Origin of the sequence: Streptomyces sp. NBC_01298 (genome assembly GCF_035978755.1) — a bacterium.
Lineage (GTDB): Bacteria > Actinomycetota > Actinomycetes > Streptomycetales > Streptomycetaceae > Streptomyces.
Genome location: NZ_CP108414.1, coordinates 7945997 through 7962986 on the forward strand (window position 1 = coordinate 7945997; position 16990 = coordinate 7962986).

The 16990-nt window shown below is 73.7% G+C and carries 15 protein-coding genes; 8 read left to right on the forward strand and 7 right to left on the reverse strand.

Annotated features, from left to right (window positions below; genetic code table 11):
* The first annotated feature begins 37 nt into the window (after positions 1-37).
* From OG730_RS36355 to OG730_RS36370, 4 genes are all read left to right on the forward strand, one after another.
* Positions 38-1117, forward strand: a complete 1080-nt coding sequence (locus OG730_RS36355; RefSeq protein ID WP_327308237.1) for an FAD-dependent oxidoreductase — start codon at positions 38-40, stop codon at positions 1115-1117.
* A gap of 67 nt (positions 1118-1184) precedes the next feature.
* Positions 1185-1700 carry a hypothetical protein gene (locus OG730_RS36360; protein WP_327308238.1) on the forward strand — a complete coding sequence of 172 codons (516 nt, stop codon included), beginning with the start codon at positions 1185-1187 and terminating at the stop codon, positions 1698-1700.
* 40 nt (positions 1701-1740) lie between these two features.
* Positions 1741-3384 carry an apolipoprotein N-acyltransferase gene (gene lnt / locus OG730_RS36365; RefSeq protein ID WP_327308239.1) on the forward strand — a complete coding sequence of 548 codons (1644 nt, stop codon included), beginning with the start codon at positions 1741-1743 and terminating at the stop codon, positions 3382-3384.
* A gap of 18 nt (positions 3385-3402) precedes the next feature.
* A complete protein-coding gene (locus tag OG730_RS36370) occupies positions 3403-3903 on the forward strand; it encodes an NUDIX hydrolase (protein ID WP_327308240.1) in 501 nt (166 codons plus the stop codon).
* Here the strand turns inward: OG730_RS36370 and OG730_RS36375 are convergent.
* On the reverse strand, positions 3876-4685 hold the full coding sequence (locus tag OG730_RS36375) for a trypsin-like serine peptidase (protein WP_327308241.1): 810 nt from the start codon (positions 4683-4685) through the stop codon (positions 3876-3878). The genes OG730_RS36370 and OG730_RS36375 overlap by 28 nt on opposite strands.
* Positions 4686-4938: 253 nt before the next feature.
* On the opposite strand from OG730_RS36375, the gene OG730_RS36380 reads away from it, so the two are divergent.
* Positions 4939-5358, forward strand: a complete 420-nt coding sequence (locus OG730_RS36380) for a hypothetical protein (protein WP_327308242.1) — start codon at positions 4939-4941, stop codon at positions 5356-5358.
* A gap of 40 nt (positions 5359-5398) precedes the next feature.
* Here the strand turns inward: OG730_RS36380 and OG730_RS36385 are convergent, their stop codons facing one another.
* Positions 5399-6901: a glycosyltransferase family protein gene (locus OG730_RS36385; RefSeq protein WP_327308244.1), complete on the reverse strand. Its 1503-nt coding sequence runs from the start codon at positions 6899-6901 to the stop codon at positions 5399-5401.
* A 183-nt stretch (positions 6902-7084) separates the two neighbouring features.
* On the opposite strand from OG730_RS36385, the gene OG730_RS36390 reads away from it, so the two are divergent.
* Together OG730_RS36390 and OG730_RS36395 are read left to right on the forward strand one after the other, a co-directional pair.
* A complete protein-coding gene (locus tag OG730_RS36390) occupies positions 7085-8374 on the forward strand; it encodes an ATP-binding protein (protein WP_327308245.1) in 1290 nt (429 codons plus the stop codon).
* Positions 8375-8702: 328 nt separating this feature from the next.
* Positions 8703-9023, forward strand: a complete 321-nt coding sequence (locus OG730_RS36395; protein ID WP_327308246.1) for a DUF6191 domain-containing protein — start codon at positions 8703-8705, stop codon at positions 9021-9023.
* 40 nt (positions 9024-9063) lie between these two features.
* Here OG730_RS36395 and OG730_RS36400 read toward each other — a convergent pair whose 3' ends face one another.
* From OG730_RS36400 to OG730_RS36420, 5 genes are all read right to left on the reverse strand, one after another.
* Entirely contained in the window at positions 9064-9759 is a 696-nt protein-coding gene (locus OG730_RS36400) for a hypothetical protein (protein WP_327308247.1), read from the reverse strand.
* Positions 9756-11375 (reverse strand): serine/threonine-protein kinase, encoded by a 1620-nt coding sequence (locus OG730_RS36405; protein ID WP_327308248.1) that lies wholly within the window; start codon positions 11373-11375, stop codon positions 9756-9758. Before OG730_RS36405 ends, OG730_RS36400 begins: the two co-directional genes overlap by 4 nt.
* 147 nt (positions 11376-11522) lie before the next feature.
* A complete protein-coding gene (locus OG730_RS36410; RefSeq protein WP_327308249.1) occupies positions 11523-12779 on the reverse strand; it encodes a Tm-1-like ATP-binding domain-containing protein in 1257 nt (418 codons plus the stop codon).
* A 48-nt stretch (positions 12780-12827) separates the two neighbouring features.
* Entirely contained in the window at positions 12828-13304 is a 477-nt protein-coding gene (locus tag OG730_RS36415; RefSeq protein ID WP_327308250.1) for an NUDIX hydrolase, read from the reverse strand.
* An 81-nt stretch (positions 13305-13385) separates the two neighbouring features.
* Entirely contained in the window at positions 13386-14471 is a 1086-nt protein-coding gene (locus tag OG730_RS36420) for a cation diffusion facilitator family transporter (protein WP_327308251.1), read from the reverse strand.
* A gap of 169 nt (positions 14472-14640) precedes the next feature.
* Between OG730_RS36420 and OG730_RS36425 the strand changes: the two genes are divergently transcribed.
* Positions 14641-16989 carry an FHA domain-containing protein gene (locus tag OG730_RS36425; protein WP_327308252.1) on the forward strand — a complete coding sequence of 783 codons (2349 nt, stop codon included), beginning with the start codon at positions 14641-14643 and terminating at the stop codon, positions 16987-16989.
* Position 16990 lies beyond the last annotated feature (1 nt).

Genomic DNA, 16990 nt, shown 5'->3' on the forward strand with positions numbered 1-16990 from the left:
TGGTCGAGTGGGGACGGCTCGAACGAGGGGGTGCGCCATGGGCGCGAGCGCAGTGGGCAAGGGCGCGGAGCGGGGCTCCGCGGTGGTCGTCGGCGCCGGCGTCGGTGGTCTCGCCACCGCCATCGGCCTGCGCCGGGCCGGATGGGAGGTGGCCGTTCTGGAGCGCCGGGCCGAGCCGGAGCGGTACGGAACCGCCTTCGGCATCCACCCCACCGCCCAGGCGGCGCTGGACCGGCTCGGCCTCGGCGGGGCGCTGCGGGAGCGCGCGGTCCCGTACCGCGACGCGCTGATCCGGCGCCCCGACGGCCGGGTGCTGGCCGCCCTCCCGCTGGAGCGGATCGAACGCAAGGCGGGCCGCCCCGAACTCCTCATCTCACGGCCCTACCTGATCGACGCGCTCCTCGCCGAACTCGCACGGCTCGGCGGCACGGAGATCGCGTACGGCCGGGCCTACGGGGCTTCGGCCGTGCGGGACGCCGACCTCCTCGTCGGCGCCGACGGGATCAACAGCGCGGTCCGCACCGCTCGCTTCGACGGCGGGAGCCGGCCGCACGAGCTCGGCACCACGGCCTGGATCGGCACCGCCGGTTTCGAGACCGGCGTCTACGGCGAGACCTGGGGCCGGGGCCGCTTCTTCGGGATGACACCGGTCGAACCCGGTCGCACCAACTGGTACGCCACCGTCCCCGAGGCCACCACGGCCGACGAACTGCGGGCCGCCTTCGCCGACTGGCACGACCCCATCCCGCGCGTGCTCGCCGACACCGACCCGCAGACCTGGATCCGCTACCGGATGCGCCACCTCCACCCAGCGCTGCCCGCTTTCACCCGCACGGCCGGACCCGGACCGGTCGCGCTCGTCGGCGACGCGGCCCACGCCATGACCCCGAACCTCGGCCAGGGCGCCTGCACCGCGCTCCTCGACGCGGAGGCCCTCACCCGGGCGGTCGCCGTCCACGGTCCCGGTGGACTGCCCGCCGCCCTGCGTGCGTACGAGGGCGAGCGCCGCCGCAGCGCCCAGCGGGTGGCATTCGGCTCCCGGACCCTGCACCGCTTCATGACCGTCCGCCGCCCGGCCCTGCGCGACGCGCTCGTCGGCCTGCTGCCGGGCCCGTAGTACCTCGCGTGCGATTCGGGTCGAGAGGTCGGTGGCGTCCCTGCGGAACGTGAGTACGCTGCTACACATGACGGGTCACCCTGCGGGGCCGCTCTGGACGGGCCGGGCCTCCAACCGTGTGCAGTGGCTGCTCGCCGGAGCCGGTGCGGCCTTTCTGGCGCTCGGGATCGAGATCGCCGTCGACTACGCCTGGGACGCCGGCATCGTCGCGCTGCTCATGGCGGTGATCGGCTGTCTCGCCGCGGGCCTGCTCATCCTCTTCGGCACCCTCGCCTTCGTGCACGCCGCCGTCACCGTCGATGCCGAGGCCGTCGAGGTGCGCTGCGGGCACATCGGGCTGCCGCGCCGCAGGATCCGGCTCACCGAGGTGGAGGCCGCCGAGTACCTGCCCCGGATCACCCCGCAGCAGTGGGGCGGATGGGGCTACCGCTGGCGCCCCGAGCGCGGCACCGCCGTCATCGTCCGGCGCGGCGAAGGCCTGGAGCTGCGGCTCGACGACGGCAAGCTCTTCACCGTCACCGTCGACGACGCGCAGAACGCGGTCCTCGTGATCCGCGCCCATCTGCGTGCCCTGGCCCACTGACACCGCCGCCGGCACAGGCAGGGGACGTACACTCCGCCAGATGAGCAGCAGTGCGACCCGCGCGGCCGGGAACGAAGCCGGGAACGACAGCGGGACCGATGCCGGGACCGAAGCCCCGAACGACGAAGGACGGGCATCGGTGCGGGAGCCCGTGGCGGCTTCCCCCCTGAGGCGCCTGGCCGGCCGGCTCGCGCGGCCCGCGCTCGCCGTCCTCTCCGGAGTGCTCCTCTACCTCAGCTTCCCGCCCCGCCCCCTGTGGTGGGTGGCCCCCCTCGCCCTCGCCCTGCTCGGCGGGTGCCTGTACGGGCGCCGCGCGCGGGCCGGGTTCGGCCTCGGCGTGCTGCACGGGCTCGGATTCCTGCTGCCGCTGCTCGTCTGGACCGGCGAGGGCGTCGGCCCGGTGCCGTGGCTGGCGCTCGTCACCCTCGAATCCCTGCTGATCGGCCTCACCACCCTCGGCATCGCCCTCGTCAGCCGGCTCCCCGCCTGGCCGCTGTGGGGCGCCGCCGTCTGGATCGCCGGCGAGGCACTGCGCGCCCGCGCCCCCTTCGGCGGCTTCTCCTGGGGCAAACTCGCCTTCGGCCAGCCCGACGGGGTCTTCCTGCCGCTCGCCGCGCTCGGCGGCACGCCGCTGCTCTCCTTCGCCGTGGCCCTGTGCGGATTCGGGCTGTACGAGGCCCTGCGCGTCGGCGCCGACACCCGCCGGGCCACCGCCGCGCTGCTCGCCGCCACCGCCGTGGCCGCCCCGCTCGCCGGGGCGCTGGCCGCCCGGCCGCTGGTCTCCGACGCGGCCGAGGACGGCACCGTGGTGGCCGCCGTCATCCAGGGCAACGTGCCCCGCGCCGGATTCGACTTCAACGCCCAGCGCCGCCAGGTCCTGGACAACCACGCCAACCGCACGATCCAGCTCGCCGAGGACGTCAAGCTCGGCAAGGTCGCGAAGCCGGACTTCGTCGTCTGGCCGGAGAACTCCTCCGACATCGACCCGTACGCCGAGCCCGACGCCTACGCCGTCATCGACAACGCGGTCAAGACCATCGGCGTGCCCGTCGCCATCGGGTCCGTACTGGCCCCGGAGACGGGCCCGCTGCGCAACACGATGATCCTGTGGGACCCGGTCAAGGGACCCGTCGACACCTACGACAAGCGCAAGATCCAGCCCTTCGGCGAGCGCATCCCGATGCGCTCTTTCGTCCGGCTCTTCAGCTCCGACGTGGACCGGGTGCGGCGCGACTTCGGCCCCGGCAAGGAGCCCGGGGTCTTCGACATGGCGGGCAGCGGAGTCGGCATGGTCACCTGCTACGAGGCCGCCTTCGACGACGCCGTCCGCTCCACCGTCCGGGCCGGCGCCCAGGTCCTCGCGGTACCCAGCAACAACGCCACCTTCGGTCGCACCGAGATGACCTACCAGCAGCTCGCCATGGACCGGGTGCGGGCCGTGGAGCACAGCCGGACCGTCCTGGTGCCCGTCACCAGCGGGGTCAGCGCCGTGATCCGCCCCGACGGCGAGATCGTCCAGCAGACCAAGATGTTCACCGCCGACGCTTTGGTCGCGGAGATCCCGCTGCGGTCCGCCGAAACGCCCGCCACCCGCTTCGGCCCGCTCGCCGAGTACCTCCTGCTGGCCGTCGCCGCGGGCGGACTCGGCTGGACCTTCGTACGCCGGATGCGCAGGGCCTCGTAAGGTCCGTAGGGTCGGGGAATGACCACACCTGACTTCATCCGCACCCTGCGCGCCACCGCCGGAAACCAGCTGCTGCTGTTGCCCGGGGTGACCGCCGTCGTCGTCGACGACGAGGGGCGGGTGCTGCTGGGCCGGCGCGCCGACACCGGACGCTGGTCGGTCGTCGGCGGGATCGCGGAGCCGGGGGAGCAGCCGGCCGACACGGCGGTGCGCGAGGTGTACGAGGAGACGGCCGTGCGGTGCGTACCGGACCGGGTGGTGCTGGTGCAGATGCTGCCGCCGATCACCTATCCGAACGGGGACGTCTGCCAGTTCCAGGACATCACCTTCCGCTGCCGGGCCACGGGCGGCGAGGCGCGGGTCAACGACAACGAGTCGCTGGAGGTGGCCTGGTTCGCACCGGACGCGCTGCCGGAGCCGCTGGAGTCCTTCGCGGTGGACCGGATCCGCCAGGCCCTGCGGGACGAGCCGACCTGGTTCGCGGCCCCCGCTCAGCCGTTGTCGGACGCCTCGCGGTAGAGCTCCACCGCCTGGTCGCCCATGACCGCGCTGTACGAGACCTCCGGCACGGTCCCGCCCCCCTCGTAGCCCCCGAGGACGCCCGCCAGGGCGCCGTCGACGAGCCAGGGGCTGCCGCTGGTGCCGCCGCTGAGGTCCGGGCACTCGATGCGGCGCTGGGTTCCGGAGAACAGGGTCGTGGTATTGGCGCAGTACAGCGGGGACTCGTCGCGGCTCGGGTAGCCGACGACGGCCACCGTGGCGCCGGCCGGCTGCACCGCCGCGACGGGGAAGCCCCCGACCAGGTCCTCGATCCGCCGGTCGTCAGCCTGCTCGCCGTCCGCCCGCTCGCCGTCCACCGGGGCCACCGTCGCGAAGGCGATGTCGGCGTCGGGGTCCTCGCCGTCCGTCCAGCCCGGGGCCACGTAGGTGCCGGTGAGCTTCCACAGGCCGTACGGAGCTTCGCCGTCGCGGTAGCCGGGGGCGAAGTAGGTGGTGTCCAGACTGCCCAGGCAGTGCGCGGCCGTGGCGATCACATCGCGGTCCTCGCTCCGCACCACGGACGCGGTGCAGAAGTGTCCGCCGTCGAGGCCGCCCGCGAACAGCGCGCCGACCCGCGCGGACGTCGCATCGGCCGTGGCCGTGCTCGTGACCCCGAGCGGCGGTTCGGCGAGCGCGTCGGGGAGGTCGATGCCGATCAGGGCCGTCATCACGGCCAGCGCGAGCAGGACCCTGGAAGCGCGCCGGCCACGGGCACGGGCGCGGGGGCGGCGGTCCGATCGGGAGGGGAGGCGCTGGATCATGCTCGGAGCCTCGCCGGGGAACCTGTGACCGGGGCCGGGAAATCCTTGTGGATCCGCTGTGAATCGGGGCATCACCGGGTCACCGGACCGGCGGCGGGGCCGGGCTCCGGGGCGGCCGTGACCGGCCGCCGACCGAATGGGCGCCGCCCGTTGGCCGCGGGCGCGGGGATATGAGGTAGTCGGGGGCACGGGGACCTGAGGTGGCCGGGCGAGACCGTCGCCCGGCGGGTCACTGCGAGGCGGAGGGCGCAGCGTGCGGGTGGTCAGCTCGGTCGCCGGGTTCCTCGTGGTCCTCGGTGCCTTCGTCTCGGTCACCCAGGCCCTGGTGACGCCCCGGGCCATGCGCTCGAAGCTGCCGCGGATCGTGCGCGTCCTGGCCCGCGAGGAGGGCATCGCCTACGACCCGGATCCGCTGCCGGAGGACCCCATCGAGCTGACCTACGAGGAGTTCCTCGACGGGGTCGTACGGATGCGCGAGCGCGGGGTGACCATGGCCCGCGACCCGGAGCAGGCCTGGCCGCACTTCCGCGGCTGGCGCGTCAACTACGAGGCGGTGGCCTACGCCCTGGCCTACCGCATCGACGCGGTGCCCGCGCCCTGGTCCGGACCCCGCCGCCGGGGCGGCGGCCCCCTCGAGGTCCCCACCCCGGTGGACCGCAAGCCGGCGGCCTAGGCGGTCTCTTTCCAGACGACCTGGGCCTGTCGTCGCAGGGTCAGCCGCGCCGCTCGTACACCGTCACCCGGCGGCCGCGGACCTGCCGGTCCTCCACCACGGTGAACTCCGCCCGCAGCACGGCCGCCTTCGCCCGGTCCGCCGGGGAGCCCGAAGGTTTCGCCTTCTTCCCCGAGTCCGTCACCAGGAGGACCCGCCGCTGCTCCCGCAGGGCCGCCGAGATCTGTGCCGGGGCGGCTTCCTCGCCCTTGAGGGTCCCCGACTCCGCAGGGCTCCGGACCAGCGCGATGTCCTTGAGGCCGGCGAACGCCCCGGGCGAGACCAGTGCGGTGTCCCGCCGGGCCGCCGGGACGAAGAGCACGGCGTCGCCGTCGCGCTTCAGGGCGGACACCTCCCCGGCCACCGCCAGGACGTCGTCCACCCGGCTGGCCGCAGACCGGTCGGCCAGCGCCACGGGCAGCAGCGCCACCGCCGAGACCGCGACCACGACCGGCACGAGCGCGCCCGACGCCCTCGGGTACCGGGGCGCGAGGGCCCGTACGGCCGCGCCCAGCGCCGCTCCGATCAGCAGGGCCAGACCCAGCATGGAGAACAGCACGTACCGGTCGAGGAACAGCGGCTGGATCAGGGAGGCGGCGGCGAGCCCCAGCAGGGGCACCGCCAGCAGCGGCAGGCCGACCGAGGCCGCCGTCAGCCGGGCCGGGAGCCGGGTGCGCGGCCCGCCCCGGAGGTCCGCCCGGGCGGCCAGAGCGCCGACCGCCAGCAGGACGCCCGGGCCGATCATCATGTGCCAGGTCAGCGGCGGTATCCAGGAGACCTGCCCGGCCTGGGTCCGGCTGAACAGGATCAGCGGCAGCGCCCCCGCCACGGCCGCCGCCGAGGCGAGCAGCCAGGGCGCCACGACACGGCGCCCGGCCCGCGCCCACCACAGGGTCACCGCGTGGGCGGGCAGGATGAGCAGGGAGAACCAGTTCAGCAGGGCGCAGACCAGCACGAGGGCCCCGTACGCCGTCCAGCGCGGCCACGTCCGCCGCCCGGGACGGGCTCCGGTGCCGGCTCCGGCGGCCGTAACCAGCGAGACGAGGAGCAGCGTCGACAGTCCGGCGCCGCCCGCGATCAGCGCGTACGACCGGCCCTCCTGGAGCTGGAACTGCACGGCCGGCAGCAGCCCGAGCGCCAGCCCGCCGGCCAGCCCCGCCCACGGGCCCGCCAGCCGGCGCCCGATCAGCGCCACACAGCCGGCGGCGACCGCCACCGCGAGCACCGAGGGCAGGCGCAGGGTGGTCGTGCTCGCCCCGAACACCTCGAAGAGCGCGTGCATCAGCAGGTAGTACAGGCCGTGGACCGCGTCCACCTGGCCGAGCAGGTGCCAGATCTCACCCGGGGAGCGCTCCGCCACCTGCCAGGTCGCCGCCTCGTCCCGCCACACGCTGTTCTGCCGGGAGAGCCCCCACACCCCGAGCGCCAGGGTCCACAGGACCGGAACCAGCCACACGAGGTACGGCCGACGGGCGCCGGCGGCGCTGGATATGTGGGAACTCATGAAAGCTTGACGATCCTCGGGCAGCGGTTCGGGCGGAAAGCACCAGTCTATGGACGATACGGAGGGTTCCCGGACCGGGTGTTGTGCACGACGGAGCGTGATCAAGCGGCCCGCCCGCCCCTAGCCTCGCGGCAGCAAGGTGCGCAGCTGGCACGCAGGAGCACGAACGAGGGGCGGTACCCGGTGAACTGGCTGATCCACGACTACCGCGAGAGCGATCTCGCGGCCGTTGTCCATCTGATCGACACCACGGCCGAACTCGGCCAGGAGTCGGTCTTCTCACTCGCCGAATGCATCAGCGCCCTCACCGACCGGCAGCCCTGCGTGGTCGCCGTCCACCAGGGCGTCCCCATCGGCGCCGCCCTCGCCTGCGTCAGCGGCGAACGCGCCTGGGTCATGCGCATCGCCATCGCCGCCGGCTGGCGCGGCCGGGGCCTGGCCAGCGCGCTGCTCGTGGAGCTGGAGCGGCGGCTCATCGCCGCCCGCGTCGGGCGCATCGCGTACGTCCTGCCCGAGGAGGACCTGCTCGGCGAGGGCCTGCTCAACGCCGGCTACACGCGGCAGCCCGCCGTCGCCTACTTCGAGAAGACCGAGCCGCTGCACGGTCCGGCCGCCGGTCTCCTCGACGACCTCGGCGGCCGCTTCCTGCCGAACGACCTGTGGACCAAGGTCGCCGGCATGGAGACGGAGAAGGACCTCATCGAGCGGCGCGTGGTGCTGCCGCTCGCCGAGCCCGAGCGGGCCGCCGCGCACGGGGTGCGGCCGCCGCGCGCCATCACCCTCTTCGGCCCGCCCGGCACCGGCAAGACCACCTTCGCCCGGGCCATCGCCTCCCGGCTGGGCTGGCCCTTCGTGGAACTGCTGCCCTCCCGCCTCGCCGACGAGGGCAACCTCGCGACCGCGCTGCGCGACGCGTTCGCGCGCATCGCCGAGCTGGAACGGGTCCTCGTCTTCATCGACGAGGTCGAGGAGATAGCGCCCGTGCGCACCGAGCCCGCCCAGCCCGGCGGGATCCACGGGGTGACCAACGAGCTGCTCAAGCTGATACCCGGCTTCCGGGAGGGCGACGAACGGCTGCTGGTCTGCGCGACCAACTCCATCCGCTCCCTCGACCCGGCCTTCCTGCGCCCCGGCCGCTTCGACTACCTGATCCCGATCGGCACCCCCGACGCGGGCGCCCGCGCCGCGATCTGGGCCCGGTACACGGCCGGCCGTCCCGATGTGGACGTGGCGGCGCTGGTGGCGGCGAGCGAGCTGTTCACCCCGGCCGACATCGAGCACGCGGCGCGGATCGCGGCGCAGGTGTCCTTCGAGCGGGACCTGGAGGCGGTGGGCGCGCGCGGCGCGGCGGCCGCCCAGCTGGGCGCGAGCACGGAGGACTACCTGGAGGCGGTGGCGCAGGGCCGGCCGACGGTGACCCCGGCGATGACGGGGGAGTTCGCGGCGGACATCACCGCGCACGCCCGCTTCTGAGGAAGGAGCGGGAACCGAGCCGCCGCCCGCCACGGACGGGCAGGCGGAAACGGCCCGCAGCCACTCCCCAAAGCGGCTGCGGGCCTCCCGCGCGGACTTGGCATCCGTGCGGGACGGCCACGTTCCGTTGGGGTGTATCGCCGGCTGGAACGTGGCAGCAAGGGTGCCGTGAGGGCCGCATCCCTGATGCCCTCGCCAACACATTCGAGTCAACCAGGAGCGGGGGTGGCGGCGCCTCGGCCGCACGGCCACGATCGCCCCGGCCGTAAGGACGGGCGGGCGCGCCGGGGCCGTTGGCCGAAAGGAGGACCGGGGTTAGGCTCGGGCCATGGCCTTCGTCGTCTTCATGACCCTCCCGGGGCTCGCGCTGCTGCTCACGGCCATCGCCTTCCTCGACCTCACGCTGGAGCGCGCGGGCCGCGCCGGCCTGCTGCCCTGGCGCTGGAACGGCCGCAAGGGACAGATGTCCTCGACCGGCTTCGAGCAACTGCACGCCAGCTTCTCGCCGGGCAAGCAGAACGAGCTCAAGGAGCGGCAGAGCGCGCTGATCATGCGCGACGACGAGGAGGACGGCGCCCCGCCCCGCTCCAGCGTGGACCTCGACGGCGGGCTCGCGGTGATCCGGCTGCCCGCCGCCGGCTCCCGCTAGGGACGGCCTGGGAACGGCCTGGGAACGGTCTAGGAACGGCCTAGGGACGGCAGCGGTACGTGAACTCGACGGCGGCCGTCCGCCGTTCGGGGGAGACGAGCTGGAGCTCGGCCTTCGCGGGGTAGGTGCCCGCGCCCTGGAAGGTCCACAGCAGGTGCAGCCGGGCCTCCCTGCGGCCGCTCGGCACCCGCTCGCTGAGCTGCTCCGAGCGCGTCCCGTCACTGCGCAGCCAGCGGTACGTGAGCACCCCCGGCCGCCCGTTGGTCCGTACGACGGCCACCACATCGGCGGTCCCGTCACAGCCGGGCCCCCCGGCGTCGGCCGCCCCGGTGGACACCACCACGTCCCCGACCTCCAGGGCCGGGCCGTAGCGCTGCCAGCCCAGGTAGCAGAGGACCCCGATCAGGACCACGGCCGCCAGGGTGTAGCGCCGCCACTCGCGCCGTCGGCGGGGGGCCGGGGCCGGGTACAGCGGGAACGGCGCGGGGAGCGCGGCCGTCACCCCCGGTCCGAAGCGCAGGACCGAGCCCTCGACCCGGTCCGGCACGGCACCGACCGGTACCCCGAACCGCGCGGTGGGGCCGGTCCGTTCGGCCCCGCCGACGGGGACGAGCCGCTCGGTGCCGTCGAGCCGCGCCGTCGGCTCCGTGCCCGCGGGGGGTCCGGTGATCCAGTGGCTGCCGAGCACGGTGGCGCTGTAGTCGTCGTCGCCCTGCGGGGCGTGGGGATCGCTCATGCCGGCTTGCACCCCCGGATGTAGATGCTCTGGACGGAACTCTGGTTGGCGGCGGCCGGCTTGGTGGTGGCGCGGACGCTCCAGTAGCAGCCGGCGCCCTGCGCGAAGGTGTGCGCGAGGGTCTGCGTGCCGGGGCTTCCGGCGGCGAACTCGACGGTCTGGCGACCGTCGGGGACGGTCAGGGCGCCCTCGGTGTCACCGGTGAACCACTCGACGACCAGGGTGTACGGGCCCGCGCCGTCGCTTTCGACGGAGAAGGAGGCCGCGGTGGTGCCCGGCGCCGTCTGCCGGAAGGAGGTGACGCTCACCGCGGAGATCCTGACGGACGGGGAGGGAGACGGGGTCGGCGTGGGGGTCGGGGTCGGCGGCTTCGTCACCGTCCAGGTCGGCTTCGGCGTGGGTGTGGCTGTCGGCGTGGGCATCGTGTAGCGCGGACTCGGGGTGGCCGACGGCGACGCGGACGGGCTCGGGGACGGGCTCGGGCTCGGCGTCGGTGAAGCGGACAGGCTCGGTCCGGGCGCCGGCGCGGGCGCGCCCGGCGCCGACGCGCTCGACGTCGCGAACGCGTTGAGCGCCAGCGCGCCGCGCGGCTCCGAGCCCACCGCCTGGTAGCCGAGTACGGCCACCAGCCCGAGCACCAGCGCCGCCCCCGCCGCGAGCAGACCGCGCCCGCCCGGGGCCCAGCCCGGCGGCGGCGCCGGCAGGACGGTGGTGGCCAGGGCGGTGGTGCCCTGCGCCGGGGCGCCCGCGGAGGGGAACAGCAGGGGCAGCAGGGCCGCCAGCGCGGCCAGCTTGCGCTGTCCGCGTTCCTCCCACTGGGGCCCGTACGCGGCCAGGGCAACCGACTCCAGTTCCGTGACGAACGCCTCGGCGTTCTGGGGCCGTTGTTCGGGAGCCTTGGCCAGTCCCCGCCGGATCAGCGGCCGCACCGGCTCGGGCGCCTCGGTCTCGGGTACCGGAGCTTCGATGTGCTGGACCGCGAGTTCGGCGAAGTTCTGCCCGTCGTAGGGCTTGCGGCCGGTGAGGCATTCGAAGAAGGTCGCCGTCGCCGCGTACACGTCGGCCTCGGGCGACGCGGGCCGGCCCTGCCACTGCTCCGGGGCCATGTACGCGGGCGTGCCCGCCGCCCCGGGCGTCGTGCCCAGGGGGGTGGCGATCCCGAAGTCCACCAGCTTGGAGGTCCCGTCGGCCGCGACCAGCACGTTCGCCGGCTTGTAGTCCCGGTGGACCACGCCGGCCCGGTGGGCGTCGGCCAGGCCCAGCAAGGAGCCCTTCAACAGCACGAGCGCCGCCTCCGGGCCGGTCCGTCCGCACTGCTTCAGCAGGGCGTTCAGCGGGATGCCGTCGACGAGCTCCATGACGATCGCGGCGCCGCCGGGCGCCTCGACGTACTCGTACAGCCCGACCACGTAGGGGGAGCGCAGGGCGCCGAGCAGTTGGGCCTCCGCCCGGAACTCCCGGACGAAGACCGGGTTTTCGAGCATCCGGTCGTTCAGGTACTTCACCGCGACGGCCGTACCGGTGCCCCCGTGGACCGCGAGGACGACACGGCCGCTGGCGCCCGAACCGAGCTCGCGGACCTCCGAGTAACCGGGAACCGACCACACGCCGTTCATGCCTTCCCCCTTGCCGTGGCGTGACCGCGCCCCGGAGCCGGTCGTTCCGTGGACCGGCCATCACCTGGGACACATTTCCGCCACGGCCGGTTCCCTGTCGGAGGCCCCTGTCGGAGGCCCCCGTCGGGGGTGCTTCCGCGGCGGGGGTCAGGCCGCCGCGGCCCGTGCTCCGATCATGGAGTGCAGCCGGTCGGCCGCCGCCCGCCCGAAGTCCGGGTCGTTGATGTGGGTGTCGTAGTCGTAGATCCGGGCCGCGCTGCCCCGCAGCCCGTCGCGCAGCGCAGAGAACAGGGCCCCGTCGGCTTCGGGGTCGTGGTAGGGCCCGCCCGGAGCACCGAGCGTGGACAGCCCGCGCAGGGGCACGCAGACGGCCGTGGGACCGGTGGCCGTACGGAGTTTGGCGGCGACCCGGCGGCCGAGCTCGGCGCACTCGGCCCCGGTCGTACGGATCACCGTGATCGAGGGGTTGTGGACGCGGACCCGGCGGTAGCGGACCCGTTCGGGCAGGCTCTCCATCGGGCCGAACTTCACCATGTCCAGCGCCCCCAGGCTCACCACCTGCGGGATCCCGGCCCGCCCGGCGGCGCTGAGCCGGTCGGGACCGGCGGTGAGGATGCCGCCGCACAGGTCGTCGGCGAGCTCGCTGAGCGTGAGGTCGAGGACGCCCGCGAAGATCCCCTGGCCTGCCAGGGTCTCCAGGGTCCGGCCACCGGTGCCGCTGACGTGGAAGACCAGGACCTCGTAGCCCAGCTCGGTCAGCCGTTCCCGGGCCGCGTCCACCCCGATGGTGGTCACGCCCGCCATGCTCGCCGCGATCAGCGGCCGGGGCCCCGAGCCCAGCCGGGCCGGGCGGCGCAGCTCCAGGGCGGAGCGTGCGAAGGCCTCGGCCATCCCGGCGACGGCCGCGACGGCATTGGCGAGGACCGGAGCGGAGACGCTGTTGATCCCCGCGATGTCCACGACGCTGTACATCATCGTGATGTCCGCGGATCCGACGTACGGGGCCACGTCCCCGGACGCCATGGACGAGACCATCACCTTCGGTACGCCGAGCGGCAGGGCGCGCATCGCCCGGGTGGCGATGGAGGTCCCGCCGCTGCCGCCGATCGCGAGGACTCCGTGCAGCCGGCCTTCGGCGTGCAGGCGTAAGAGGGTCGCTTCCGCGCCCCGGGCCATCGTGGTCACGGCCGCACCCCGGTCGGCGGCGGCGCGCAGTTCGGACAGTTCCGTTCCCGCGGCCCGCGCCACCGCTTCGCGCGGTATGTCGGCGGGGACCCGGGGCTCGTCCATGATTCCTGTGTCGACCGTGATCACTTCGACGCCGGCGCGCAGCAGCCTCTCGCGCAGCCAGCCGTACTCCACACCCTTGGTGTCCAGGGTTCCCACCAGCACGACGTTCGTCATACGTGCAATGTCCATGCAGGTGGGGTTTGTTGGCAAGTAAAGGTCAGGTCAACCCTCGTTCGCCAGAACGTCCAACAGCCTCTCCACGAAAGGAATCTGAGACACCACCAGCTTGGTTCTGGCCACCTGGGGCGTGAACCACTCCACCCGGTCCAGCTCGGGGAACTCCTCCATCCGCCCCGACTTGGGCGGCCACTCCATGGTGAAGGTGCCGTGCACCGCGAGGGCCGGATCCAGGTCCGCGCGGACCGCCCAGATGGTCACCAGTTTCCCGCTGGTCATCCGCACCTCGCCCAGCGGCAGGTACGGACCCTCGGGCGGCGGCAGCCCGACCTCCTCCTCGAACTCCCGGCGGGCCGCGTCGCGCGCGCTCTCCTCGGGCCCGTACTCGCCCTTCGGGATGGCCCAGGCGCCCGTGTCGCGGCGCTCCCAGAGGGGGCCGCCCATATGGCCGAGCAGGATCTCCACCCCGGCCCCGGGACGCGAGCGGAACAGGAGCAGTCCGGCGCTGCGCTTCGTGGTCATGGCCCGATCCCTACCCCGTCCGGGCGCGGCTCAGGCCGGCGGCGGGCCGGGCGGTGGCAGGCCCGCCGCCCGCGCCGCGGCTCAGTGGTCGTGCGGGCCCTGGCGGTGGACCGGGCCGTGGGCGTCCGCGCAGTGCGAGTCGGGCTCCCGGTCCTCGCCGGGGCGGCCGACCGTGAGCAGGGAGTCCTGGGCGTGGTCCACCTGGAGGGTGGTGTGCGTGATCCCGTACTCCTTCGCCAGCAGCGCCTCCAGGTCCCGGCGCACGGCGTGGCAGTCGCCCTCCGGGGCCACCAGGACGTGCGCGGACAGGGCGGCCTGCCCGGAGGTGATGGTCCAGATGTGCAGGTCGTGGACCTCGGTGACGGGCGGCTGCGCGACCAGCCGGTCGCCGACGGTGTCCGGGTCCACGTGGGCCGGGGCGGCCTCCAGGAGGATGCGGCCGGACTCGCGGACCAGTCCGTAGCCCGCCTTGACCATCAGGACGACCACGACGAGCGAGGCGATCGAGTCGGCCTGCCGGAAACCGGTGGTGAGCACGATGAGACCGGCGACGGCGGTGCCGATGAAGGCGAACAGGTCGTTGAGGATGTGCTGGTAGGCGCCCTCGACGGCCAGCGAGGTGCGGTTCGCCTTCGAGATGCACCAGGCCGCCACGATGTTGACGACGATCCCGGCCAGCGCCGTCACCAGCACCAGCCCGCCCTCCACGGGCGGCGGATCGAGCAGCCGCCGTACGGCCTCGTACGCCAGCCAGACCGCGAGCAGCAGCAGGGTGAGGCCGTTGGCCTGGGCGGAGAGTATCTCCGCACGCTTGAGACCGTACGTGAAACCGCCGCGGGCCGGCCGGGCGGCCAGCCGCATCGCGATCAGCGCGAGGACGATCGAGACGGCGTCCGTCAGCATGTGCGCGGCGTCGGAGATCAGGGCCAGCGAGTGCGCCAGGACGCCGATGACCACCTCGACGGCCATGAAGCCCGCGATGAGCCCGAGGGCGATGCCGAGCCAGCGCCGGTCCGCGTCGGCGGCGACACCGTGGCTGTGACCCGCGTGGCCGTCGCCGTGGCCGTGGCCGTGACCATCGGGGCCTTCGTGCCCCTGGTGGCCGGCGGTGACGACGCCGGCGGCGGCGTGGTCGTGCGGCGCGTGATCGTGATCGTGCGCGCTCATGGTGTCCCCCGTGAGTCGTGGCGAGTCGCTTGCGCGTTCCGCTTCGCCTGAAGTGAAGCGCACCTCGAGGCGATGGGCAAAGGCTGCAACGGGGACCGTTGTCATTACCCATAAGCCCAGCCTGACCTGCGGTTATGCCGGGTGCTCCGGATCGTGGGAAAATCGCCCCATGGCCCAGCGCCCCGGTGTGCCGACCGCGCCAGAGCTCCTCCTGGAAACGGACAGGGGCTCCACCGAGATGAGCCCCCGCCGGACGTACCACGTCGGGCGGGACCCCCTCTGCGAGATCTGCCTCGACGACGCCCGCGTCTCCTGGCACCACGCGGTGCTGCGCCCGGACGGCGACCACTGGACGCTGGAGGACGAGGACAGCACCAACGGCACGTGGGTCGACGGCCACCGCGTCCACGAGTGGGCCGTCGGCGTCGGCAGCGAGCTGCGCTTCGGCAGCGCCGCCGACGGACCGCGCGTCCGCTTCGCCGAACCCGCCACCACCTCCCGGCCCTCCTCGGTCTCCCGCCCGGACATGACCAGCACCTTCCGGCAGCCGACCTCGGTCCGCCCGCTGGCCGACCGGGCCGAGGTCCGCATCGGCCGCGCCCCCGACAGCGACCTCGTCATCGACGACCTCGTCGTCTCCCGCCACCACGCCGAACTGCGCGCCCGCCCCGGCGGCGGGTACGAGATCGTGGACCTGGGCAGCCACAACGGCACCTACCTCAACGGCGCCCGCCTCACCGGGGCCGCCGCCATCGGCGAGGGCGACATCGTCGGCATCGGCCACTCCGCCTTCTGCCTGGTCGGCGACCAGTTGCAGGAGTACGTGGACACCGGCGAGGTCTCCCTCGACGTCCAGGACCTCGGCGTGGCCGTGGACAACGGCCGCAAGACCCTCCTCGACCACGTCTCCTTCCCCGTCGGCGCGACCTCACTGCTCGCGGTGGTGGGCCCCAGCGGCGCCGGCAAGTCCACCCTGCTCGGCGCGCTGACCGGCCTGCGCCCCGCCGACCACGGCACCGTCTTCTACGACGGCCGCGACCTCTACCGGGACTACGCCGAACTGCGCAGCCGCATCGGCCTCGTCCCGCAGGACGACATCCTGCACGCCCAGCTCACCGTGCGCCGCGCGCTGGCCTACGCCGCCGAGCTGCGCTTCCCGCAGGACACCGCCAAGGCCGAACGCGAGGCCCGGGTCGACGAGGTGATCGGCGAACTCGGCCTCCAGCAGCGCGCCGACCAGCCCATCCACAGCCTCTCCGGAGGCCAGCGCAAACGGGTCTCCGTCGCCCTGGAACTGCTGACGAAGCCCTCCCTGCTCTTCCTGGACGAACCCACCTCCGGGCTCGACCCGGGCATGGACCGCTCGGTGATGAACATGCTGCGCGGCCTCGCCGACGACGGCCGCACGGTCATCGTCGTCACCCACAGCGTGCTCAACCTGAGCGTCTGCGACCGCCTCCTGGTCCTCGCGCCCGGCGGCCGCATCGCCTACTACGGACCTCCCGACGAGGCGCTCGGCTTCTTCGGCTTCGACCAGTGGCCCGAGGCCTTCGAAGCCTTCGAGAACGAGCGCGAGCGCGACTGGGCCGGGGAGCACCGGGCCTCACCGCTGTACGGCCGCTACGTCGACGTCGCCGGCCGGGTCCCGGCCGCGGGAATCGACGCATGGGCCGCGGGCATCCCGCCGAAGCCGCCGCCCAAGGCACAGAGCTGGGGTTCACAGCTCTCCACCCTGATCCGCCGGTACGCCGCCGTGCTCAGCGCCGACCGCACCTTCCTGATCATCATGGTCGCCCTGCCCTTCGTCATGGGCGCCATGGCCAGGGCCCTGGCCGGCAGCGAACTCAACGCGGAGACGGCCCTCAACGCCCTGTTCATCCTGTGCGTGGGCGGGGTCCTGACCGGAGCCGCCAACGCCGTCCGCGAACTGGTCAAGGAACGCGTCATCTACCAGCGCGAACGCGCCGTGGGGCTCTCCCGGTCGGCCTACCTGATGTCCAAGGTGGTGGTCCTCGGCGCCATCACCGTGGGGCAGGCCGTGGTCCTCACCCTGGTCGGTCTCGCCGGGGTCAAGACCAACGCCCCCGGCGGCAAGGGCCTCTTCATGCCCCCGCTGATCGAGATCACCCTCGTCGTCGCCCTGCTGTCCGTCACCGCCATGGTGCTCGGGCTGCTGATCTCCGCCCTGGTGACCAAGGAAGAGGTCACCATGCCGCTGCTGGTCCTGCTCACCATCGTGCAGGTCGTCTTCTGCGGCTCCCTGCTGAAACTCACCGGGGTCCCCGTCATCGAACAGTTCGCCTGGTTCGTGCCGGCCCGCTGGGCCATGGGGGCGATGTCGGCCACCATCGACATCGGCGCCATCGTGCCCGGCAAGATCACGCAGGACCCGATGTTCGACCACAAGCGCGGTCTGTGGCTCACGGAGGTGGCGGCGCTCGCCGGCCTGGCCGTGCTCTTCGGCTTCCTCGTGGGCCGGGTGCTGCGCCGCCACGAGCCGGCCGTCATGCGGAAGTAGC